Here is a 22,632-nt window from a genome sequence, read left to right on the forward strand (position 1 = left end):
CAACTGGTGGAGCTGTCCCCGCGTCCTTTCAGAATTCCTCGGCCGGCGGCGCGATTCCCTCGTCCTCGTCACCACCATCGAGATCGAACTCGTCTCGAAGTTCCCGAATCCGATCTCTGATATCGGCCGCCAACTCGAACTCGAGGTTATTCGCAGCCTCCTGCATCTGAGCCTCGAGGTCGTCGATGTATCGTGCCGCATCATCTTCGTCCTCGAGTTCACGACCGGAGACTTCGCTGGTGTCGGTCTTCGACCCGGGGAGGTTGGTTTCGCCGATTTCCTTGTCGATCGTGGTCGGCTCGAGGCCGTGGTCCTCGTTGTACTCCTGTTGAATCTGCCGGCGGCGCTGGGTCTCTTCGATCGCAGATGCCATGGCGCTCGAGGGCTCGTCGGCGTAGAGGACGACCTCGCCGTTGACGTTTCGGGCGGCCCGGCCCATCGTCTGGACGAGCGTCGTCTCCGAGCGAAGGAACCCTTCCTGATCGGCGTCTAGGATCGCTACCAGCGAAACCTCGGGGATGTCCAGACCCTCCCGCAGGAGATTGATGCCGACGAGGACATCGATCTCACCCAATCGCAGCGAGCGAATGATCTCGTGGCGCTCGAGCGTGTCGGTCTCGTCGTGCATGTAGGCGACGTCGACGCCCGCTTCCTCGAGATACTCGGTCAGGTCCTCGGCCATCCGTTTGGTCAGCGTCGTCACGAGGGTGCGCTCGTCGCGGTCGATACGCTCGTCGATGCGATCCATGAGATCGTCGACCTGCCCGGTCGCGTCCGCGACCTCGACCTGTGGGTCGACGAGGTGGGTGGGGCGAACGATCTGTTCGACGATCTGGTCGCTGTGTTCGGTTTCGTAGTCGCCCGGCGTCGCCGAGACGTACAGCGTCTGGTCCGTTTTCTCCTCGAACTCCTCGAAGGTTAGCGGGCGGTTGTCGTAGGCCGTCGGCAGCCGAAAACCGTTCTCGACCAGCGAGTCCTTGCGGGACTTGTCGCCGGCGTACTGCCCGCGGATCTGGGGCAGCGTGACGTGGGATTCGTCGACGACGGTCAGGAAGTCATCGGGGAAGTAATCGAGCAGGGTGTACGGCGCGTCGCCGGAGTCACGATCGGAGAGATAGACCGAGTAGTTCTCGATGCCGGAACAGTAGCCGGTCTCGGCCATCATCTCGAGGTCGAACGTCGTTCGCTCCTCGATGCGCTGGGCGGCGACCAGATCGCCCTGGCGCTCGAAATAGGAGATGCGCGAATCCAGATCGTCGCGGATCTCGTCCATCGCACGCTCGAGTTTCGTCTCCGGAATCGAGTAGTGCTCTGCGGGGTGGATCAACACGGCCTGTTGCTCGCCTTTGGTCTCGCCCTCGAGGGGGTCGACCTTGATCATGCGGTCGATCTCGTCACCCCAGAGTTCGACGCGGACGGCGTACCGGCCGTACATCGGGTAGATCTCGATGGTGTCGCCCCGAACCCGGAAGGTGCCCTGCGTGAAGTCGACATCGTTGCGCTCGTAGTTTAAGTCCACGAGTTGGGCCAGCAGGTCGTCACGACCGATCTCCTCGCCGACCTCGAGGCGAAGCGACATGTCGATGTAGTTGCGCGGATCACCGAGCCCGTAGATGGCGGAGACGGAGGCGACGACAATGACGTCTTCGCGGGTCAGCAGCGACCGGGTCGCGCTGTGTCGGAGACGGTCGATCTCGTCATTGATCGAGGCGTCTTTATCGATGTAGGTGTCGGTCTGCTCGACGTAGGCCTCGGGCTGGTAGTAGTCGTAGTAGGAGACGAAGTATTCGACGGCGTTCTCGGGGAACAGATTGCGGAACTCCTCGTAGAGCTGGGCTGCCAGCGTCTTGTTGTGGGCGATAACGAGGGTCGGCTTCTGAATCTCCTCGATCACCCACGAGACGGTGTTGGTCTTCCCGGAGCCGGTCACCCCGAGCAGGGTCTGTTTGTCCATCCCGGACTGAAAACCCTCAGCCAACTCCTCGATCGCCTCGGGCTGGTCGCCCGCGGGCTCGAAGGGGGCGTCGACTTCGAACGGTCGGTCGACATCAGGACGGTCCGGCTGCAGCGGGCCTTGCGCGTCGCTCATTGTCGAGATCAGGGCCTCGAGCCACTTGACCCGCTCGCATACCCGGCCGGATAGGGATGGCGAGTTGTCTAAAAAAGGCGTCTCGCCGCACCAATCGGCTACATGTCGTCGTCAGTCGTCGGCCCGTCGACCGTCAACTCGACGGTGAACTCTCGGTCCATCACACCCTGTGGCGGCTCGAGGTAGCCGATCGCGTAGCCGGTGTAGGCCATCCCCCGCTCGAGCGTGACGTCGAACGAGGCAACGGTCGTCTCGGGATCGCCGGCTGGCCGGACCGAGAGCGTGTACGACCCGGCGGGGACCGGGACGTAGTCGGTCGCGTCGGTAAACGCGACGTTCTCGAAGAGTAGTTCGCCGTCGGCGTAGACGTCGACCGCCGGCGCGTCGGGCGCGGCGTGAACGAGTCGGGCGAGCGCCGAGCCCGCGTCCACGAGCACCGCTGGTTCGAAGGTCCCGGCCCCGAGTTCGCCGATCGCGGCGACGGTGTAGTACGCGGCACCGAAGGTCACGTCGCCCTCGAAGGCGACCGTCTTCGGGTCGCCGGCGGCCGTGATCGTCACCGTGTAGGTGCCCGGCTTGAGCTCTAAGTACGGCGAGACGTCACCGTAGGCGACGTCTGCGAGTACCTGCTCATCGTTGACGTAGACGTCGACGTTCGGTGCGTCCGGAGAGAAGTGTGCGACCCGGACGGCTGCACCCGACATCTCTTTCGACGTCTCGACCGAGTCCGCGTCGCTCGAGCGCTGGTCGTGTTCGTATTCGCCGCCGGCCAAAACAGTGCCACTCGCTGCAGTCAACCCACCTGCGATGCCCATCGATCTCAGAGCCGTGCGTCGTGATACTGGCATGATGCACGTGATTGGGAGAACGCGACGAGAAAAAAGCGCCCAGTCAGTATCACAGGTAGTTTTGACGTTTCTCGAGGCGCTGCTCGTGTATGAGGAGCCTGCCGTCTGAAGGCCACCCATACACAGGCGAGTAAGGAACGCCAACACGAGTAGCGGCTGCGAACACCCCGGCCCATTCGGAGACGCTGGGACGTGGCCACTGCTCGCCCAACCGTTATACAACGGCTCGTGGTGGCCGCAGCTATGTCCGAGAGACTCCAACAGGCTCGCGACGAACTCGAAAAAGCAGCGAATTCAGCGGACAGCGACGACGTCCGCGAAGATATCCACGATACAACGGACGTGTTCGCGGACTACATACGAGGCGACCGCCAGCCCGACCACGCCATCCTCGACGAGCAGCTAAACACGCTCCGGCAGGCCCGCACACGGGCCGACGGGACCACCGAGAGCAAAATAAACTCGGCCATCGAGGGAGTCGAAGACTACCGCGAATCCAGCTATCAAGACCGATAGATCGCCGTTGGAGACGGCTCACGGCCGAGTGCGCAAGCCACCGTCGGGAGCGAGGCAGCCGGCACTTACTCGAGGCGTTCTAACACCGCCGCTTTGTCGTAGGATAGCGACAGCGACCGCGAGCGACCGCGCCCATCGACATCGGTGTAGTCGGCATCGATCAGGCCGAGCTGGTCGAGTTTGTTGACGATCTCGGAGTAGCGCGTATAGCCCAACTCGGTCCGTTCGTGAAACGCCTCGTAGACTGCGCCGGCCTGCTCGCCGTCGTGGGTGGCGATCACCTCGAGCAACGCTTGTTCGGTCTCGCTGAGTCCCGACAGCGACCGGGTGAGGTTGATATACTTGGATTTCTCGTAGGCGTCCTCGACGTCCTGGCGCTCGACAGTGCGGCTGGCTCGCATCTCGGCGTTGAGCCCGGCCCGGCGAAGCAGGTCGATTCCGACCCGAAGATCGCCGCTTTCGGCGGTGAGGTCGGCGACGTACTCGAGAGTATCTCGTGAGATAACCCCGTCGTGGAAGCCACGTGTGACGCGTTCGGCGAGGATGTCGACGATCTCGGGCTGGTCGTAGACCGGGAAGTAGACGTCTTCGGGGCGGAAGACGCTCTGGACTCGAGAGTCGAGTTCGTCGATGACGTCCAAGGCGGGGTCGGAGGAGACGACGATGACGCCGATCTTCGCGCCGGGGTACTCCTCGTGAGCTCGCAGCAGCGAGTAAAGGGTGTCGCTGGCCTCGTTCTCGTAGAAGAGGTAGTTGACGTCATCGAGTGCGACGATGAGGACCTTGTCTTCTTCGACGAGCTTCTCGGCGATCTGGCCGAACAGCTTCTTGAACGAGATGCCCGAGGAGGGTGGCTCGTAGTCGAACGTGCCCTCGAACAGCCGCGAAAAGACCGAGTACCGCGTCGCGTTGACCTGACAGTTGACGCGAATCGTCCGGACATCGCTCGTCTGCGTCCCGATCTCGTCGAACAACTTCTGGACTGCCGTTGTCTTCCCCGTGCCAGGTGGGCCCCGCACCACGACGTTGAGCGGGCGCGACCCCCGCACCGCCGGGCGCAGCGCATACGTCAGGCTCTGGGTCTGGCCCTCGCGGTGCTTGAACGTCTCGGGGACGTAGTCGATCTCGAAGACGTGCTCGTTTTTGAACACGGATTCGTCCCACGACAACATCCCCTCGTCGGGGTCGTCTGCCATCACTTTCACCCTGCTTCCGCAGCATCTTAACCCTTCGGTGAGTCCACATTACAGACAGGACCCATGACGCCTGTTGGTTTTTGACATGACCACAATCCTTGATGAGCATTATATCAATAGAGGTGACAGCAATGACGGTCCCGGAACCCTCAGACGCGATTCCAGACTTCCTGCTCGAACAGTTCGACGATCTCTCTGCGGAGACGCTGCGGGGTACCGGTGACTACGCGCGGAAAGAAACGTATATTGCACCTGACGAGATGCCCGATACAATAAAAGAAGCGTTCGCGCTCCAGGACGACGAAACGCGCGCGGCGATCGGCGACTACGCCGACGAACTCGCGGCGTTCCTAGAGGAGCGCGACGCCGATTCACTGCGGGAGATCACGGCGGCTCGAGCGACGACGAAGAGTCATGGGGGCACCAGGGATTCTGGAATGGCATGAGTAACGACGACGGGACCACGGACCGACGAACACGAGCGAACTGACAGCTTCCCGTCGAGTACTCGAACTGGGATTGTATACCAAGACAGCCGGGCGAGAAGGACAAACGCATCGGACCTGCATGTTCCGCTCCCGCCGTTCGCCCGGCGAGTTGGGTCAGGGGCCTCGACTCCCGCGATGGCCGATCGATCGTCCTGCCAGTCGCTGGAACAGGCCCCGAATCCGGACGAGAATCGGCTCGAGAATCGGATTCGCGGTCACGGCGACGTAGGCCGGCAAAGGGTCGTACCGGCCGGTTTCGATGGCGTGAAACGCCGCCGCCGTCGCCCGGTGGTTCCCGTCGGCGACGAACCACGGGGTTGCGCCGCGTCTGGTCCGGACGATCAGCGGGTCGAACTGCGTTCCGGCGGCGAGGTCGTCGCGGTAGGTTCGGATCGCTCCAGCATCGATTCCTGCGTCCTCGAGCGGACCGAACCCCTCCTCGGTGACCCGTTCGGCCACACCGAAGAGGGTGCCATCCGTGGAGACGTCTCGCCACAGGAGGTCGTCCGGCCCGTCCACCGGCCGGAGGTCAACGAACTGGTCCCACTCGAGGACGAGCCGGTACCACCGGATCGGTTGCTCGCGCCAGACGAACGCAGCCGCTCCCGGCTTCGCCGAGAGGAGCGCGTCGAGCACAGCTGCCGTATTCGTCGAAACCATTTCCGAATCGATGGCAGCCGCGTCGTGCTCGATCTCGTGGGCGAGCCACGCCCGGAGGACGCGCTCCTCGGGGACCTGGACAGGCGGTCGGTGCTCCGGTGGCGGCGACTGCGGGGAGCTGGTGCCGCTCGAGGCGTCTGTTCGAGACATGGGCCGGCGTTCTGGACAACCCCTACCGTAGTGACTAACATATATCTGGGGACGGGACCGTTATCTCTCCGGAACAGACACGTTACCGAGAATGGCAGTCCGCTAGCGCCCACAAATTATACCAGTGGACATGGTACGGGGGGGAGTGACCGTGACTGAAACGCAGGTAACGTTGATCCAGATCGACAACTACGGGCCGTGGACGGTGGCGCCATCACCGAAACGGGAGCCGGACCTGCAACTGCTCCAGTCCCGGCTGTACGCGGACCTCTCACAACTCGTCGCGCATCACGACGGCTACGTGTTTTCCACACGGTTCGACAACATGATCGCCGTCACAAACGGGATCGACCTGGCGGGACACCGGCGCATTCAGGACGCCATCAGCAACCGCTATCCCGTGACGGTCAGCCTCGGTGTCGCCACGGGGACCTCGCCGCGGGAGGCAGTCGGTGAGGCGACGGCGAACCTCCAGGCAGCCGGGAGTGCCCAGGACGGTGAGCGGACCGAAATCCTGCGCGGCGATCCGTTGTGCGGGGAAGGGGCCGTCCAGATTGCCCACTTCGACGTCAACGACGCGACCAGCCAGTACACTGACGAACTCAACGCGTTCGAGGTGTTCCGGCACATCGACCGGGGATATTCGGCGCTGCTCGAGTACATGTACGACGCCCACGACTCGCTGTCGTTTTTCATCGGCGGCGACAACGTCATCTCGGTGACCGCCGGGCTCGACCGGCCAGCATTCGATGAGGCGATCGATCACGTCGAGGAGACAGCGGGGATCGAGCTCAAGGTCGGCGTCGGCCACGATCTGAGGGCCGTCGACGCCGGAATGGCGGCCAAGGAGGCGCTCGAACGCTGCCGGGAGCAGGGGACGCGTGTCGAGGTTGGCGCCGGTGAGAGCGCAGGGAGGGCGTAACCCGATGCCGGCCCAGTCAGTGTACTTCACGGGTCCTCGCGAAGTCGAGGTTCGGGAGACGGCCGTCCCCGACCCCGGCCCGGACGAACTCAAAGTGGCGGCGACGGTATCTGCCATCAGTTCCGGGACGGAACTGTTACTCTATCGGGGCGAAATGAACCCCGAGATCACGGCGGACGAGACGCTGGAGACACTCTCGGGATCGTTCTCCTACCCGTTCCCGTACGGCTACGCGGTCGTCGGGACGGTGACCGCCGTCGGCGCGGACGTCGATCCGGCGTGGCACGGCGAGACGGTGCTCGCGTTCCATCCGCACGCCAGCGAGTTCGTCGTCGGGGTCGACGAGGTGAGCGTCGTGCCGGCCGACGTTCCACCCGCGGTGGCAGCGTTTCTCCCGAACGTCGAGACGGCGGTCAACTTGATCCTCGACGGGGAGCCTCGCATCGGCGAGCGAGCGATCGTGTTCGGCCAGGGCGTCGTGGGGCTGCTGACGACGGCACTGCTGGCCGAGACGCCGCTCTCGTCGCTCGTGACCGTCGACCGCTACGAGCAGCGACGACAGCTCTCGACGGCGTTCGGAGCCGACCGGAGCCTCGAACCCACCGAAACAGACCCGGTCGCGGCGGTCCACAAGCAGTTGGGGCCGCCCGACCGTCCGGGGTCGCCGTCCGGACGGACCGAACGGGAGCAGCTCCCACGCCGGGCGGATCTGACCTACGAACTCTCGGGCAACCCGGCGGCACTCGACGCCGCCGTCGACGCGACCGGGTACGGGGGCCGCGTCGTCGTTGGGTCGTGGTACGGGACCAAAACGGCCGAGCTATCGCTCGACGGACGATACCACCGAAGCCGAATCCGCCTGATCAGCAGTCAGGTGAGCACCATCGCCCCGGAACGGCGCGGGCGCTGGACCGTGGCACGCCGGCTGGCGACCGCGTGGCGGCGCCTCGAGGACGTCGAGACCGGCCGCCTGGTAACCCACCGCGTCCCGGTCGCGAACGCCCCGGAGGCCTACGAACTGCTGGACGAGCGCCCGGACGAGACGGTTCAGGTAATGTTGACGTACTGATCGCCTCCTGTGGCCGCCGGTCGGTTCATGCCACCCCAGATTTTAGTTCGTACATGTGGTCCGACGGGGTATGTACACGGTGACAGTCACCCGCGATTTCGTCGCCCAACACTGGCTCACGGTCCCCGACCCCGGCCCCGAAGGAGAGCTCCACTCCCATCACCTGACGGTAGAAGTCGAGGTAGAGGGCAGCCAGGTCGGGGAATACGGCTACCTCGTCGACATCGACGACCTCAAGACGGTCGTCGACGCGCTGGTCGACCGGTACCGGGACGCGACGCTCAACGACCTCCCGGAATTCGAGGGGCTCAATCCGAGCGTGGAACACTTCTCGCGATTCTTCGCCGAGCGGGTCGCGGACGGGATCGAAACCGACCGTCTCGACGCCATCGAGGTGACGATGTGGGAAGAAGACGCAGCGGCCGCCTCCTACGCCACGACCGTCTGATTCGATGCGGCTGGGGCTGGTCGTCTACGACGGGCTCGAGGGAACGTCCGGCGGCTATCGCTACGATCGACGGCTCGTAACGGGGCTCCGCGAGCGGGGCCACGAGGTCGCAGTCGTCTCGATCCCGCGGGAGAGGTACGGCCGGAACCTGCTCGCCAACCTCTCTCCAACGGTCGCCGCCGACCTGGCTGCCCTCGAGGTCGACGTGCTGTTACAAGACGAGCTCTGTCACCCGTCGCTCATCCGGCACAACCGCCGGCGCGACGACGCCACGCCGGTGGTCGCCATCGTCCACCACCTCCGGTGTCAGGAGCCGCGGGCAGCATGGCAAAACGCGTTCTACAGGGCGATCGAGCAGCGCTATCTCGAGACCGTCGATGCCTTCGTGTACAATAGCGAGACGACCCGGGAGACCGTCGAGGAACTCGTCGGTCCGACGACGGGCGTCGTCGCGCCACCCGGCGGTGACCACGTTGATCCGGGAATCACGCGGACGAGGATCCGCACGCGTGCTCACGAACCGGGACCGCTTCGAATCGTCTTCGTGGGCACGCTCATCGAACGGAAGGGGCTCCACACGCTGCTCCGAGGACTGGCCGCCCGTCCGGCCGGCGAATGGACCCTGACCGTCGTCGGCGACCCGACGGTCGATCCGGAGTACGTCCGCCGGATCGACCGGCTTGTCGACACCCTGGGCGTCGAGGAGTCGGTGACGATTGCGGGCCGCCTACGCGATGCGGCGCTGTCGTCGACGCTCCGGGAGGGACACCTCCTCGCCGTGCCCTCTGGCTACGAGGGGTTCGGCATCGTCTACCTCGAGGGGATGGGATTCGGACTGCCGGCGCTCGCCTCGACCGCCGGCGGCGCAAGCGAGGTCGTAACCGACGGGGAGACGGGGGTGCTGGTGCCGCCGGACGAACCGCCGGCCGTCACCGAGGCGGTGGGTTCGCTCGCGGCCGACCGCGAACGCCTTGCCGAGATGGGAGTTGCCGCTCGGGACGCCTACGACGCCCACCCGACCTGGAGCGACACCGTCGACCGCGTCGCGTCGTTTACGGCGACTCTCTGCAAGCCCGCAGAACCGTTCCCGTGACGGCCGGACTTAACCCGCCAGGAGTTGACGGGCCGATAGAGGCGTGACAGAACCCGATCACTACTCGTTCCGTCGCTACCTCGATGCCAAGCGGACCGTCGACCGGCGCGCTCGGAACCGACGCGTCGCGGACGCGTTCCGCCGGGGACTCGAGGGGGTCGACGAGCCCGTCGACCTCTGCGAGGTCGGAGCTGGGACGGGCGCGATGGTCGAAACGATCCTCGAGTGGACGGCCGACACGGAGGTCCGGTACACGGCCATCGACGCCGACCCGACCCTCGTCGAGGCCGCCACGGAGGGGGTCGCAGACCGCGTCGCGGACCGGGGCCACGATCCGGACCGCTCGGACGGGGTGCTCCGCATCGGCCGCGACGAGACTCCGTTCGAAGTCGAGTTCCGCGCCGAGGACGCGCTCGCACACCTGGCGGCCCACAAAGAGACGTACGACGTCGTCGTCGCCCAGGCCTTCCTCGATCTGACGGACGTGCGGGCGGCGCTAGAGACGGTCGCGGACGGGCTTCGCCCGGGCGGCGTCGCCTACTTCCCGATCACGTTCGATGGCGTGACGTCGCTGTTACCGCCGGTCGACGCTGAACTCGAGAGCCACATTGAACGGCGATTTCACCGCCGGATGGATACGACCGAGAAAGTCGGCGGCGAGACGGGCGACAGTACCGCCGGCCGCCACCTCCTCACTGCGGTCCCGGCGACTGGCGGCCGGGTCATCGCGGCCGGCGGCTCCGACTGGGTGGTCCGGCCAACCGACGGCGGCTACGAGGGCGACGAAGCGTACTTCCTCCATCACATCGTCGACACCATCGAGTCCGCACTCGCGGCCGACGGGACGATAGACGCCGGGCAGTTGCGCGCGTGGGCGGCGGCCCGCCACGAACAGATCGAAGCGGGGGAACTCGTCTACCTCGCCCACCAGCTAGACGTCCTCACCCGGTGGCCGGGGTCAGCGTAGCCGACGAACCGTTCCGACAGCGGCCCCCGTCCGGTTATACGTCGCTCGCCCTCGTAGCTCGAGCCATGCACTGGAAACGCCGACGCGACCTCGAGGGTGGAAAAGAACTGGGTGTCTGGCTCCTCGTCGACGACGACGGCACGGTCGACGAGGAACTGTACGTCGAGACCCACGAGTACCGCGGTGGGGGGTTCGACGTCTACACCGCCACTCCCGACGGGGAATGGACACAGGAGGGCGAGTTCGGGGACGTCGAGGCCGCCTTCGAGCAGGCGCTCGACGTGCTCGAAGAGAGTCACCATCCGCTGGAGGACCTGTAGCCGTCCGGGGAGGAGACGCGAACGCTACTCGAACTTCTCCAACAAGTCCCCGTAGAACGCGCTGTCGTGTTCACCCGCCAGCTTCTCGACGATCAGCTCCGGTGTCGACCGCGCCAGATGGTCTTTGACCGGCGAGCGATTGACCTCGAGTTCGCCATCGACGAGGCCGACGGCTTCGATGCCGTCGACGGTCACGTCGAAGGCGGCCATCTCGCGGATCTCGCCCGCGAGGTGTGAGACGAATACCGCCGTCGCACCGTTCTCAGAAAGCGCCTCCAAGATACCGGCGATGATCTTCGCCGACGCGCCGGGCTCAGTGATACTCTCGAGTTCGTCGACTAACACGAGCGAGCCCTCGCCGCCCTGTGCGAGGTCGGCGAACTCGCGAACGGTCGACTCGAACGCGCCCGCATCCAGCGTTCCCTGGGTCTTGGCGTGGTAGTGAAGGTCGTCAAACCGCCGCAGGCGCACGCGCTCGGCGGGGACGGGCAGTCCCATGTGGGCCAACACGACCACGCTCGCGACCAGATCAAGCGTGGAGGTCTTTCCGCCGCTGTTGACCCCCGAGAGCAGGGCAACGCCCGAGACAGCGTAGTCGACGGGATCGATGCGCTCGAGCGGTTCGTCGAGCAGCGGGGAGCGACCGCCCACGATGTCGAAGCCGACAGCGTCGGCCGAGTCGACGAACGCCGGCATCACGCAGTCGAAGTCATCGGCAAACCGGGCAATTGCGAGTTCGACGTCCAGCTCGAGGGCGTCACGGACGAGCTGGCGGGCTCCCTCGCGCTGGTCGGCCAAGTCGGCCGCGAGCTCGCGTTTGAGCCGTCCCGCGCGGCGCTCCTTGGCCGCCGTGAGTTCCTCGCGCAGCCGACCGACGACGTCCTCGTCGCGCTCGACTGGAAACGTGGGCTCGTCGCCGAACGCACGACGGGCGATCTCGGCCTCACCGGCCTCGAGATCGAGGGCATCGATAAGGTGCTCGCGGGCCGCATCGACTGCCACAGCGTACTCGTCCGCGAGTTCGCGAGACAGCAGTGAGTCGACGCCGGCCCCGCGCTCGACCAACGAGAGGAGGTCCGACCCCTCGATGGTGACGTCCTGTTCGCGGATCGCCTCCCGGAGCTGGTCGTTGGCGACGCTCTCGGCTGCACTCGCGGCCGCGTCCAGATCGTCGACTGCCGTCGTCAACCGATCGAGTTCGTCATCGCCCGCGACCGTGCCGTCCTCGGCCAGCCGCGAGAGCCCATCCTCGAGCGCCGCGAGATCGCAGGGGGCCTCGAGATCCGCGGCGCGGTGGACCGCGATGGCAGCCTGGAGCCGATCGCGGTTGCGCGCAAAGAACGCAAGCGGCCGTTCGGGGACGACCTCGGCCGGGTTCTCGAGCGCGTCGGGACGGACCTGCACGTCTCCATCAAGTGCGACGCCGGCAAAGGACTCGTCGAGGGCGATCACTGTCGCGTAGCCACGTGCAAGTTCCGCCAGCCCCTGTGTGTCCTCGACGACCTCGACGGAGAGCTCCGGGATCGCCTCGCGGGCCTCGCTGTAGCGTTCGGCGTCGGTCGTCGCCAGACAGCGCTCGCGGACCCGCACGTCGCCGGGGTCGCGAAGGAGTTCGACGCCCTCGAGTGCCTCGAGGACGTCGGGGTCGGGGTCGCGCTCGAGTGCCTCCCGAGCGAACGCCTGCACCTCGTCGATACGCGAGCGCCGCGGGCTCGGATAGAGCGTCTCGAGTCGCTGGGCGGCGTAATCGGTAACAGTGCGGTCTTTGAGCAGGCCGAGGACCTCGCGGTAGATCTCGCGGGCGCGGTCGGTCGCGAGGAAGCCACCCGGATCATCGTGCTCGAGCCGGATCGCCCCCCGTGCGATGCGGGCGGCCCGGCCCTGAGAGATCCCCGGCGCGGTCGCAAGCGTCGCCACATCGCCCGCCCGCAGCGCGCGCTCGGGATCGTCGAGAGCAGCGAGCGCGCGAGCCGTCTTCTCGCCGACGCCCGGAATCGACTCGAGGTCCATGTCTCGAGGTGCGTATCAAACCGAAGCGAGAAAAAGTTCCCGCCCGGATCGGTCGGATTCGGCCCGACCAGCCGTATGTGAGATGTGCCGACATCCCCCGTAGCATGGACTGACAGCGGTGTCGAGGGTTTATACGGACACGTGACTAGCGTCCGGACGTGCAACCGAAACGGCAGCCTGAATGGCCCGATCGGGGACAGTGGCAGCGAACGGACCCACATCAGGACCGACCGACCCGAACGCATGGAGTATGAACGTTCGGACGCGGTCGACGACCGCCTCGAGTGGCTGCGGACCTACGGCTACGGGCTCTGTATGGGAACGGCAGACGCCCTGCCCGGCGTCTCCGGTGGCACCGTCGCGCTGTTGCTCGGCTTCTATGGCCGGCTGATCGCCGCGGTCACCGCGTTTACGCCCTGGCGGGCGGCCGCCGTGCTCCGGGGCTACCATCCCGACCGGCGGACGAAAGCACGGGAAGCGCTGCTCGAGCTGGATTTGGGATTCTTACTTCCGCTCGGCGTCGGCATCATCACCGCGGTCGTCGTTGTCGCCGACGCCGTCTCGTCGCTGGCACAGTCTCATCCGGTCGCGATGTTCGGCTTCTTTACCGGCCTGATCGCCGCCTCAGTGATCACGCTCGGTCGAAGTCTCACGATCGACTCGCCGACACACATCGGCGTCGCGGTGACGGGAGCCAGCCTTGCGTTGCTGGTCGCCGCCGACATCGTCTCGCTGCCCGGAAGCGGCCCGATGGTGATCGTCCTCGCCGGTGCGATCGCCGTCAGCGCGATGATTCTGCCAGGGATCTCGGGATCGCTAATCTTGATCCTGCTCGGTCAGTACGTCTTCCTCTCGTCGGAACTGAGCGCGTTCGTTCACGCGCTGGGTGACCTGCTCAGCGGCGGCTCGCTGGCGGCCGTCACCGATCCGGGAACGACCGTGGTGCTGTTCGTCGTCGGTGGTGCTACCGGTCTCCTCACGATCGCCCGCGTCGTCCGCATCGCATTAGATCGCCACCGCGGGCTCACGCTCGTCTTCCTCGTGAGCCTCATCGCCGGCTCGGTGCCTGCTCCCCTGACCAACATCGCCAAGACACACGCGTGGACGACGGAAATCATAACGCTGACTGCCGCATGGGCGGTCGTCGGTGCGATCGCGCTGTTCGGCCTCGAGTATCTCGTCGGCGGCTTCGAACCGGAGTAACGCCGCTCAGTCGCCGAGATCGGCGTTCTCGAAGCGCTCGTTCGCGAGGTCGTCGATCAGTTCCTCGACTGATTCCTGTTTATCGTCGTCTATGTCGTCGATCGCGCCAACGCCGTGGCCGCCGCTTTTGGCCGTCTGCAAGGCGTTCTTGTTGAGGTCGCCGTCGGGCTCGACCACCGGCAGCTTGAGGTCAGTGAAGTTCTCCGGTGGGAATCCCGACGCCGAGAGGAGGAAGTGACCAGCGATCTCGCCCAGATCGTCGGTGTCGAAGTCCTCGAGTCGTGGGTCGTCCCATTCCTCGGTCGTCGTCCCCGAAACGTCGGGTTCGTGCATCGAGTAGTCAGTCACGGAAGGGGCTAGGCGACGGCGGACAATCGGCGTCCGGCTTGCGTGTTCAGCCACCTCGAGCCTGCGTCACGGACAACGATGGGCGACAATCAGTTGCCACCGGCGTACTCGTACTCTCGCTCGGGATCCTCGACGCCCTCGGTTCGGGAGCCGACCCAGGCACCCAGCGAGAGGCCGTACACGAGGTGGCCGACGTGGAACAGTGCGAGTTCGTCAGCCTCGAGGCGGATGTCGAGCAGTCCCTGCAACACGACCTGTACGCCAAAAGCGGACAGGGCCAGCCCGTAGATCGATCCCCAGACGAGGCCGCGCTGTTCGGGTTCGATCGATCGGCCCGCATCGTACAGGGAAAACAACACGCCGAAGATCACACCTGAACTGATCCCGTATAGCAGGTGCAGGGCGAGGGCGGCAATCGAGTGGTCGTCTGGATCGCCGCCGGCGACGTACTGTGACCAGAAGTTCGCCGACGGGGGCAGTGATCGCAAAAGCGGCAGGCGAAACGCGGTCATAATGAGCGTCGCAACGAACCCACCCTGGACCCCGCGAACGACGGCGTCGGCGATATGCTCCTCGCGTGAGTGTTCGTCTACGTCTTCAGTATGCCCCTCGGTCTCGGAAAGCGATCGGAGGCGGTCGACAAGAATCATGGTCGTCTCAGCAGCCCTACGCCGGACGACACCTTAACCGCCGGGCGCGCTGCTGACTGCATCCGTGGCCGTGTCGGCGACAAACGAGCGGGACCGCACGGCATCGTGACAACGTCCTTTTGACCGCGCGGCCCGAACGACGGTCCATGACATCGGTCGAGGCGAAACGCGAGGCCGCCCGCGACGACCTCGCGGCCCGTGACGGGGTCCTCGTGGCCTTCTCCGGCGGGGTCGACTCGAGCGTGGTGGCCGCACTCGCCCACGACGCACTCGGCGACGACGCCGTCGCCTGCACCGCAAAGAGTGAGACGCTCCCCGAGGCGGAACTCGAGGACGCCAAACGCGTCGCTGACGAGATCGGCATCCGCCACGAGATCGTCTCCTTCTCGGAGCTCGACAGCGACGCGTTCGTCGAAAACGACGACGATCGCTGCTATCACTGCCGGACGATGCGTCTCGGCGAGATGCAAGCGACCGCCCGCGGGCTGGGAATCGGAACGGTCTGTGACGGAACCAACGCCGACGATCCGGGCGCTGGCCACCGGCCCGGCCTGCAGGCCGTCGACGAACTCGACGTTCACTCGCCGCTGCTGGCCCACGACATCACGAAAGCGGAGGTCCGCGAGATCGCCGCCCACTACGGCCTCTCGGTCGCTGACAAGCCCTCGATGGCCTGTCTCTCCTCGCGCATCCCGACCGGACTCGCAGTCACCGACGACCGACTTACACGAATCGAACGGGCCGAGGCCCTGTTACGCCAGTGGGGCTTCGACCAGTTCCGCGTCCGCGACCACGACGGCCTCGCCCGCATCGAGATCGCGCCCGAGGAACTCGAGCGTGCGTTGACCCGTGAGTTCGTGGAGACAGTTCGCGAAGAACTCTCGCGGCTGGGGTTCGATCACGTCACGCTCGATCTTCATGGCTACCGGACCGGCAGCGTCAGCCCCGCGGGCGACGAGAAGGCCACAGCGGAGTCGACGAGCGACGACTGACTCGCGTTCTCAATCCGATGGCCACCGGTGTCCGTCGATCACGGGACCGAAGATTCGTCGATCGTCCGACTCGACACTGCTCGAGTGGACGAGCGATCAAAATATAACCGTATTTCGTAGTATGAATTCGTCAATAGTGAAGATAGCGGCAGTGTGTTCGGGAATATTGCACGTTGCGATACGGACGTAGCTTTTGGGCCGGTAGAAGTAATCGATGGACGCTGACGTGCCGCTCGAGTGGACCACCGAAGAGTCTCGGACCTACACCCCAACGCATACCGACCGAGAGATGGGGTATCGGACGTATCGCCACGAGTCAGGCGATCTTCGCCTCAAAGTCGCCCCGGCCTCGCTCGACGGCGAGGACCACCCCGGCTACGCACTGACCGTGACGAGCTATCCGGGGCTGGACCTCTCGGAAACGATGCGCGTGCGACGTGTCCTAACGTTCGAACGGTGTACGCAGATCGCTCGGCAGTTCATGGATCTCTTTTCAGCTAGCTACGACGGTCCCGGCTCGCTCGAGGATGCACTCGAGTACGCCTACGAGCGCACCCGCGAACACCGGTAGGTATCCGACCGGACAAACGTCAGTGACTACTCGATCGCGTCCTGACGGCTGTCGCCGTCGGCAACAGCGTCTCGCGTGCGATCGATGTCTGAACCGTTTTATCCGGCAGTATTACTCGATCGTGAGGTCGCCACCGCCGCCACCGTCGCCGCCGTCTTCGTCCCACTCGAGTTCGAACTCGATTGATAGTTCACCGGGCGCGTCGGTTGGCCCTTCGCGTTCGGCTTTGACCTCGAAGGTCGGCCGCGCCGGCGGGTCGAGCGTGACGGAGTCGGAACCAGCCGAGAGCGTGATCGCCTCACCGGCATCCAGATTGTCCGCGACGCGACGGAGCAACGACGCGATTTCGTCCCTGTTCAGGTCGCTTTCAGATTTGAACAGCACTTCTTCTGGCATACACCCCAATACGTTCCGACAGTTGATAAATACGCGCCCGAGGATTGTGGTGATCAGTGACCGGCGAGACGGCTCTTGCCGGCTGGGTCACGGGGTGACTCGAGACGAACCGCACACTGCTTGAAATTCGGCTCCTTCGACCGTGGATCAACGGCAGCGATCGTGAGGGCGTTAACGCTGGGATGGTGGATCGGCAGCCAGACGACGCTATCGGGAATCGCCGCGTCGGATTCGACGCGAACGGTAACCGCGGCCCGCCGAGAGACGAGGCGTGCCAGTCGGTGCTCGTCGCCAGTGGGTCCGTCGGCAGGTCGCTCGAGGGTATCCGCGAATGCGGCCGCCGTCGCCGGGCTGACCCGCGCCGTCGGAGGGTCGTCTGTGTCAGTTCGTACCCCAGAGTTGTACGCGTCCGGCCGGCGCGCGGTCGTCAGCGTGAGCGGGTAGGCGTCGTCGGTCGGCTCCGGCAGCGGCCGGGCCTCGGCGCTCGAGAACCGCGCCCGGCCGGACGGCGTCGGGAACGACCACGGTTCGTCGGCGTCCGCGTCGCCGTCGGGTTCGCCGTCGTAGTACCGGTAGCCGACCGAATCGTTTGCGGTCGGTGCCGGCCAGCGGACCGCACGCTCGGCCGCGAGTCGCTCGTAGCTGATCCCCGAGCAGTCGGCCGGCGTGCCGGCGGTCAACGCCGCGAACTCGTCGAAGATCGCGGCGGGCTCGAGCCGGTCATCGAACAAACCGGGAACGAGGCGCTCGGCGAGCTGGCCGATGATCTCGAGGTCCGTTCGTGCCGCCGGCGGCGGCTCCGTCGCGGCCCGCACTCGCGAGACAGTTCGATCCATGGAAATCGTCGTCCCCTCGGATTCACCCCACGTCGCCGCAGGCAGGACAACGTCGGCGTACTCGGCCGTCTCACTGCGGAAGGCATCTTGAACGATGAGAAAGGCGTCCGCGAGTCGCTTGCGGACGGCCGTCGTATCCGGCATGCCGGCAGCAGGGTTGGTCGCAACCGCGTAGACCGCATCGATCTCGTCGCCGATCGCGTCGACGAGGCCGACCGGTCCCGGGCCCGGATCGTTGGGGAGTCGCGAGACCGGGACGTCCCAGGCTTCGGCGACTGTCCTGCGATGATCGGGATCGTCAAAGGGGCGATGGCCGGGCCAGGTTCCCTTCGCAGAGCAGACGCGGGTGCCCATCGAGTTGGCCTGGCCGGTCAGCGAGAACGGCCCCGAACCCGGCCGCAGGTTACCGGTCGCGAGACACAGATCGATCAGCGAACCCGCAGCCGCGGTCCCGTTGATGCTCTGGTTGATTCCCATCCCCCAGTACAGAAGCGTAGGATCTTCGAGCGCGTCGGCCAGTCGCTCGATATCGGCCATCGAGACACCCGCCCGCTCGGCAGCATCGGCCGCGTCGGGGAGGTCCGCGCGGAGCGTCTCGAAGCCAGTCGTCGACGCGGCGACGAACGACTCGTCGACCCGGGCAGTCTCGAGAACGCGAGCGAGGACTGCTCGAGCGAGCGCGAGGTCGCCGCCGGGCTCGAGCGGGATGTGGTAGTCAGCGGCCGCGGCGGTCTCGCTGTGGATGGGGTCGACGACGATGAGTCGGGAGTCGTCTTCGGCTGCAGACTGGCGAATCCAGCGGAACAGGACCGGATGGGCGACCGTGGGGTTTGCTCCCCAGATGATGTGGGTCTCGGCCGCAGGAATGTCGTCGTACGTCGGTGGCGGCGCGTCGCTGCCGAAGGCGTCATAGTAGGCAGTGACCGCCGACGCCATACACAGCGTCGTGTTCGCATCGTAGTACCGCGTGCCGAAGCCACCGCGGGCGAGTTTGCCCAGCGCGTAGGCAGCCTCAGTGGTCTGCTGGCCGCTGCCCAGGACGGCGACGGCATCGCTGCTTCGAGCGAGCGCGGTTCCCAGTCCATCGGCCGCGCGCTGGAGTGCTGTCTCCCAAGTCGTCGCGACGAGGTCGCCGCCCTCGCGGACGAGCGGCCGGCTCAGCCGCTCGCCGTCTGGATCGACGGTCTCGTGGATACCACGACTGCATGCCGATCCTCGGCTGACCGGGTGAGCGGGATCGCCGCTGACTGCCTCGAGGCCGTTGCCCTGGTCGGCGGGCTGCTGGCGGAGTCCACAGCCGACCGCACAGCGCAGACACGTCGTCGGCACGCGGTCAGCCACGGCGTTCACCTCGCTCGAGCAGCGTGGCTCGAGTGCGTGATGAACCGATCCAACAACCACCGACAGAGAGTCGCCACGACATCAGTCGATTATCTGCCGACCCACTTCAGGACGAACAGCGTCCCCTCGAATAGCAGGATCATCGTGACGGCGACGAGGATGGGTGCCATCCCGGTCGGGTCAAGCGTGAACATGAAGGCTAGCCCCGCAAACGCCGCCCAGAAGTACAGTCGCTTCTGGGCCAGCCAGCGCCGGGTCGTCACGCCCATCATGATCGCCAGCATTATAAAGAGCGGAATCTGGAAGACGATGGCGAGAAAGCCCATCAACGTGATGATCAGGTTGAACGTCTCGCCGAGTGCGTACGCGACGATGGCGCTGTCCTCGGCGTAGTAGGTGAAATACTGAAAGAGGATCGGCAACACGAGCACATACGAGAACAGCATCCCGATCGCGCCGAGCACGACGCTCGTCGGCACGGCTGCGAGGTAGTATTTACGCTCGTTTGGATACAGCCCCGGCCGCATAAACAGGTAACACTCGTAGACGAAAGCCGGCAACGCGACCATGATCCCGAGCAGCGACGCGACCTTGATCCGGGTCAGCCACAGCTCGAGGGGCTGGTAGACGTGCGGTGGCGGCGCATTGCTGCCAGCAGGAAAGACGGAGAACCAGACGAATTCGATTGCTTGGGAGGCCCACAGCAGGCCGATCGCCGTCCCGCCGGCCGCAAAGAGCAACACGACCGCCAGCCGAAGCACCATCTCCTCGATGTGGTCGGCCAGCGGCATCTCCTCGTCGCCCGGCGGCGTCGAGACGCCTCCGATATCGTCGTCGGAGTCGGGATAGGTCGGCTCGGGAGAGGGGTGATCGCCGACGACGCCCTCGCCGTCGGTCTCGAGGGGCGGCGACGCCGCGTCTGCGTCCGCGAGGGCTGGCTGGGGCTCATCGGAGCCCTCCTGTGGCTCTGGCGGACCCTCGCGGGCGCGGTCATCGACCGGCTCGTCCGACATCTACGGGTTAGTGATAGGCCACCGGTTATAGGCCTTTTTCTTACGGTGACCACGAGAGGGTGAGAAGGGCGAGCGATCGGGCTTCGAGTCCGCATATCCACTCGAAAGGTTGATAACTGGATGTCAGTTACCCCAACCCAATGAGTTCTGCCCTCGACGAGGATACCGCCCGCGCCATCAACAGTGGTCGGGAGACGGTTGGAACGCTCCTCTCGAGTGCCCAGCAACACCTTCAGAAGGTGTTTATCGTATTCCTTGTGGGCTTTATCGGCTCCTTCTATGCCCTTCGCATGGTCGTCTGGGACTTTCTCAAGACGACTGCGACGGGTCGGATGAATGCGGAGGTCGCTGGCGCGACCGACGTCATTACGCGGACGCCGTTCGAGGTGATCCTCTTACAGGCCAAGATCGGGATGATAACTGGTGTCATCGTCGCGATTCCCGCATTGCTCTTTTTCTCACGAGATGCGATCCGACGGCGCGGCTACCACAGTGTCGTGCCGATCTCGAAAAGCGCTATCGCCGGCTTCGTCGGGCTTTCGCTTGCGCTTTTCGTCGGCGGGATCGTCTACGCCTACAGCGTCTTCTTCCCGTTTGCCTTCGAGTTCCTCGCCGGAAACGCCGTCAGTGCCGGCATCAAACCGAGCTTCGGCATTACCGAGTTCACCGAGTTCATGGCGCTGTTGACGCTGTCGTTCGGGCTCGCCGCCCAGTTGCCGCTCGTGATGAGCATTCTGGCCTACACCGAGATCATTCCCTACGAGACGTTCCGCGACAGGTGGCGACACGCCTTCGTCCTCATCGCCGTTTTCGGGGCCGTGTTCTCCCCGCCGGACCCGTTCACACAGGTCATGTGGGCGATGCCGATGATCACCCTCTACGTCTTTAGTCTCGGCCTCTCAAAAGTCGTCTCCAACGTTCGCCGACGCGGGGCGGCGAACTCCGAGGGAACGGGGACCGACCACGTCAAGCGACGCCTCCTCCAGTTCGGCGGCGCTCTCGCTGCCATCGCGGCCGTCGTTGCCGTCGCCGTCAACCAGGGCGCGTTCGACGTCCTCCACGCGTCGGTCTTCCCCGCCTTGCCCGACCTAATTCGGCCGACAGAGCCACTCGGCCTCGAGCAAACGGCGAACACACACGGCCTCGCCGGCGACATTGCGGTCGGCGTGACCGTTGCCGCTGCCATCGGCTTCGTCGTCCTGCTCGGCTACACGATTCGCGTCCTCCAAGGACCGGTCTATCCACGCGAAGACGACATTCGGCGCGCCGACACCCACGAGGACGTCGACTTCGAGACGCTTGCTGCCGAGGACATCGCCGACATCCCGACACCGGTCTTCCAGACTATGAGCGAAGACCAGGCGCTCGAGTACTCCCGAGAGGCGATGTACGACGACAACCGGGAGAAGGCCCAGGCCATCCTCGATCGATTCGACTCGCTCGACACCGCCGATGAAAGCGGTGACGGCACGGCTACAGGGAACGCCGGCGGCGATACGGCAACCGGCGAGACCGGTGAGGAAGAAAATCTGCTCGCGAGCACTGCTGCCGGCATGCTCGATCCCTTCACCGACGACGAGACGACCGAAGACGACATCGGCGGCTACGGCTACGACATTGCCTTCATCCTCAGCAGTCTCACCTCGAAGATGTTCTACATCGTCGGCCTGTTCATGCTCGTCGCGGGTGGCACCTTCTTCTGGCTCTACTCGGGCGGGCTTCGGGACGTCTTCGTCCTGTTTCTCAAGCGGGTCCCCCAGGACGTCCTCGCGAAAGTCGCCGTCCGCAACGACGTCGATCCCGCTGGGATGACCCTCCAGCAACTCATCAACGAGATGGACATCGTCGTCGCGTTGCACCCGGTCGAGGTGCTCATCTTCGAGGTGAAAGTGAGCACGCTACTCGCCGCCGTCGCCGTGTTGCCGATGGTCCTGTATTTCGCCTGGCCGGCCGCCAAAGAGCGCGGGCTGGTCTACGGCGACCGGCGTACGTTCGTCGTCTGGGGTGGCTCCCTGATCGTCGGCTTCGCCGTCGGCACCTATCTCGGGTTCTTCTGGATCGCACCGTCGATCATCTCGTATCTGGTCTCCGATGCGATCAGCAACGGGATGGTCATCTCCTACCGGATCAAGAACTTCTTCTGGCTCGTGATCTTCACGACCGTCGGTATCGGCTTCCTGCTAAACATCATCGTCACGATGGCGCTGTTCCACGTCGGCGGGATCGTCAGCTACCGCTCGATGCTCGAGCGTTGGCGGCCGGTCGTCGTTGGTATCTTCGTCCTCGCCGCCTTTGCCAGCCCGGAGGGCGTGCTCACGATGTTCATGGTTGCCTTCCCGATCGCGCTCACGTACCTGCTCGGTCTCGCGGTCCTCTACGTGCTGACCGGCGGTGGCCGGCTGTTCGGCGGTGGCGGCGGGTCGGCGGCCGATCCCGATGCCGAGGACGCCGAGATGGCGACCGCGGAGTGACGATCCGACGGCGCGACCAACTACCCTTAAGTCGG

The 22,632-nt window shown here is 65.2% G+C and carries 22 protein-coding genes; 12 read left to right on the plus strand and 10 right to left on the minus strand.

The annotated features are described in order from the left end of the window. Positions 1-28: 28 nt before the first annotated feature. Positions 29-2,089 (minus strand): excinuclease ABC subunit UvrB, encoded by a 2,061-nt coding sequence (gene uvrB, locus BDK88_RS03745; protein WP_130499221.1) that lies wholly within the window; start codon positions 2,087-2,089, stop codon positions 29-31. A gap of 98 nt (positions 2,090-2,187) precedes the next feature. Then, complete coding sequence (locus BDK88_RS03750) at positions 2,188-2,904, minus strand: DUF4397 domain-containing protein (protein ID WP_130499792.1); 717 nt, start codon at positions 2,902-2,904, stop codon at positions 2,188-2,190. A 276-nt stretch (positions 2,905-3,180) separates the two neighbouring features. Between BDK88_RS03750 and BDK88_RS03755 the strand changes: the two genes are divergently transcribed. After that, positions 3,181-3,453, plus strand: coding sequence for a DUF7553 family protein (locus BDK88_RS03755; RefSeq protein WP_130499222.1), 273 nt, complete (start codon positions 3,181-3,183; stop codon positions 3,451-3,453). A gap of 65 nt (positions 3,454-3,518) precedes the next feature. Here the strand turns inward: BDK88_RS03755 and BDK88_RS03760 are convergent, their stop codons facing one another. Then, positions 3,519-4,649 (minus strand): ORC1-type DNA replication protein, encoded by a 1,131-nt coding sequence (locus BDK88_RS03760; RefSeq protein WP_130499223.1) that lies wholly within the window; start codon positions 4,647-4,649, stop codon positions 3,519-3,521. Positions 4,650-4,780: 131 nt separating this feature from the next. Between BDK88_RS03760 and BDK88_RS03765 the strand changes: the two genes are divergently transcribed. Next, entirely contained in the window at positions 4,781-5,095 is a 315-nt protein-coding gene (locus BDK88_RS03765; protein WP_242611606.1) for a hypothetical protein, read from the plus strand. A gap of 156 nt (positions 5,096-5,251) precedes the next feature. On the opposite strand, the gene BDK88_RS03770 is transcribed toward BDK88_RS03765, so the two are convergent. Then, positions 5,252-5,947, minus strand: coding sequence for a hypothetical protein (locus tag BDK88_RS03770; protein WP_130499224.1), 696 nt, complete (start codon positions 5,945-5,947; stop codon positions 5,252-5,254). A 151-nt stretch (positions 5,948-6,098) separates the two neighbouring features. Between BDK88_RS03770 and BDK88_RS03775 the strand changes: the two genes are divergently transcribed. The 6 genes from BDK88_RS03775 to BDK88_RS03800 all read left to right on the plus strand — a co-directional run bounded on the left by BDK88_RS03775 (position 6,099) and on the right by BDK88_RS03800 (position 10,766). After that, entirely contained in the window at positions 6,099-6,869 is a 771-nt protein-coding gene (locus tag BDK88_RS03775) for a GTP cyclohydrolase IIa (RefSeq protein WP_165396901.1), read from the plus strand. A 4-nt stretch (positions 6,870-6,873) separates the two neighbouring features. Further along, entirely contained in the window at positions 6,874-7,938 is a 1,065-nt protein-coding gene (locus BDK88_RS03780; RefSeq protein ID WP_130499794.1) for a zinc-binding dehydrogenase, read from the plus strand. Positions 7,939-8,008: 70 nt separating this feature from the next. Beyond that, positions 8,009-8,386: a 6-pyruvoyl trahydropterin synthase family protein gene (locus BDK88_RS03785; protein ID WP_130499225.1), complete on the plus strand. Its 378-nt coding sequence runs from the start codon at positions 8,009-8,011 to the stop codon at positions 8,384-8,386. A gap of 4 nt (positions 8,387-8,390) precedes the next feature. After that, positions 8,391-9,479 carry a glycosyltransferase family 4 protein gene (locus tag BDK88_RS03790; protein WP_242611607.1) on the plus strand — a complete coding sequence of 363 codons (1,089 nt, stop codon included), beginning with the start codon at positions 8,391-8,393 and terminating at the stop codon, positions 9,477-9,479. A 43-nt stretch (positions 9,480-9,522) separates the two neighbouring features. Continuing rightward, positions 9,523-10,446 carry a methyltransferase gene (locus tag BDK88_RS03795; protein WP_130499226.1) on the plus strand — a complete coding sequence of 308 codons (924 nt, stop codon included), beginning with the start codon at positions 9,523-9,525 and terminating at the stop codon, positions 10,444-10,446. Positions 10,447-10,511: 65 nt separating this feature from the next. Continuing rightward, the gene (locus tag BDK88_RS03800; protein WP_130499227.1) at positions 10,512-10,766 is read left to right on the plus strand and encodes a hypothetical protein; all 255 of its coding nucleotides are present in this window, start codon (positions 10,512-10,514) and stop codon (positions 10,764-10,766) included. 24 nt (positions 10,767-10,790) lie between these two features. Here the strand turns inward: BDK88_RS03800 and BDK88_RS03805 are convergent, their stop codons facing one another. After that, positions 10,791-12,776 carry a MutS-related protein gene (locus tag BDK88_RS03805; RefSeq protein ID WP_130499228.1) on the minus strand — a complete coding sequence of 662 codons (1,986 nt, stop codon included), beginning with the start codon at positions 12,774-12,776 and terminating at the stop codon, positions 10,791-10,793. A gap of 243 nt (positions 12,777-13,019) precedes the next feature. Here BDK88_RS03805 and BDK88_RS03810 point away from each other — a divergent pair, with 243 nt between their 5' ends. Next, positions 13,020-13,979 (plus strand): DUF368 domain-containing protein, encoded by a 960-nt coding sequence (locus tag BDK88_RS03810; RefSeq protein ID WP_130499229.1) that lies wholly within the window; start codon positions 13,020-13,022, stop codon positions 13,977-13,979. Positions 13,980-13,985: 6 nt separating this feature from the next. On the opposite strand, the gene BDK88_RS03815 is transcribed toward BDK88_RS03810, so the two are convergent. After that, a complete protein-coding gene (locus BDK88_RS03815; protein WP_130499230.1) occupies positions 13,986-14,327 on the minus strand; it encodes a hypothetical protein in 342 nt (113 codons plus the stop codon). An 89-nt stretch (positions 14,328-14,416) separates the two neighbouring features. After that, on the minus strand, positions 14,417-14,977 hold the full coding sequence (locus BDK88_RS03820) for a hypothetical protein (RefSeq protein WP_130499231.1): 561 nt from the start codon (positions 14,975-14,977) through the stop codon (positions 14,417-14,419). Positions 14,978-15,123: 146 nt separating this feature from the next. Between BDK88_RS03820 and larE the strand changes: the two genes are divergently transcribed. Continuing rightward, entirely contained in the window at positions 15,124-15,969 is an 846-nt protein-coding gene (gene larE, locus BDK88_RS03825) for an ATP-dependent sacrificial sulfur transferase LarE (protein WP_130499232.1), read from the plus strand. 214 nt (positions 15,970-16,183) lie between these two features. After that, positions 16,184-16,540: a hypothetical protein gene (locus BDK88_RS03830; protein ID WP_130499233.1), complete on the plus strand. Its 357-nt coding sequence runs from the start codon at positions 16,184-16,186 to the stop codon at positions 16,538-16,540. A gap of 111 nt (positions 16,541-16,651) precedes the next feature. Here BDK88_RS03830 and BDK88_RS03835 read toward each other — a convergent pair whose 3' ends face one another. The 3 genes from BDK88_RS03835 to tatC all read right to left on the minus strand — a co-directional run bounded on the left by BDK88_RS03835 (position 16,652) and on the right by tatC (position 20,126). After that, positions 16,652-16,936, minus strand: coding sequence for an amphi-Trp domain-containing protein (locus tag BDK88_RS03835; RefSeq protein ID WP_130499234.1), 285 nt, complete (start codon positions 16,934-16,936; stop codon positions 16,652-16,654). A 53-nt stretch (positions 16,937-16,989) separates the two neighbouring features. Continuing rightward, positions 16,990-19,113 (minus strand): assimilatory nitrate reductase NasA, encoded by a 2,124-nt coding sequence (gene nasA / locus BDK88_RS03840; RefSeq protein ID WP_130499235.1) that lies wholly within the window; start codon positions 19,111-19,113, stop codon positions 16,990-16,992. A gap of 89 nt (positions 19,114-19,202) precedes the next feature. Then, positions 19,203-20,126, minus strand: a complete 924-nt coding sequence (gene tatC / locus BDK88_RS03845; RefSeq protein WP_130499236.1) for a twin-arginine translocase subunit TatC — start codon at positions 20,124-20,126, stop codon at positions 19,203-19,205. A 140-nt stretch (positions 20,127-20,266) separates the two neighbouring features. Between tatC and BDK88_RS03850 the strand changes: the two genes are divergently transcribed. Next, a complete protein-coding gene (locus tag BDK88_RS03850) occupies positions 20,267-22,597 on the plus strand; it encodes a twin-arginine translocase subunit TatC (protein WP_130499237.1) in 2,331 nt (776 codons plus the stop codon). Positions 22,598-22,632 lie beyond the last annotated feature (35 nt).

The organism is Natrinema hispanicum (assembly GCF_004217335.1).
GTDB lineage: Archaea > Halobacteriota > Halobacteria > Halobacteriales > Natrialbaceae > Natrinema > Natrinema hispanicum.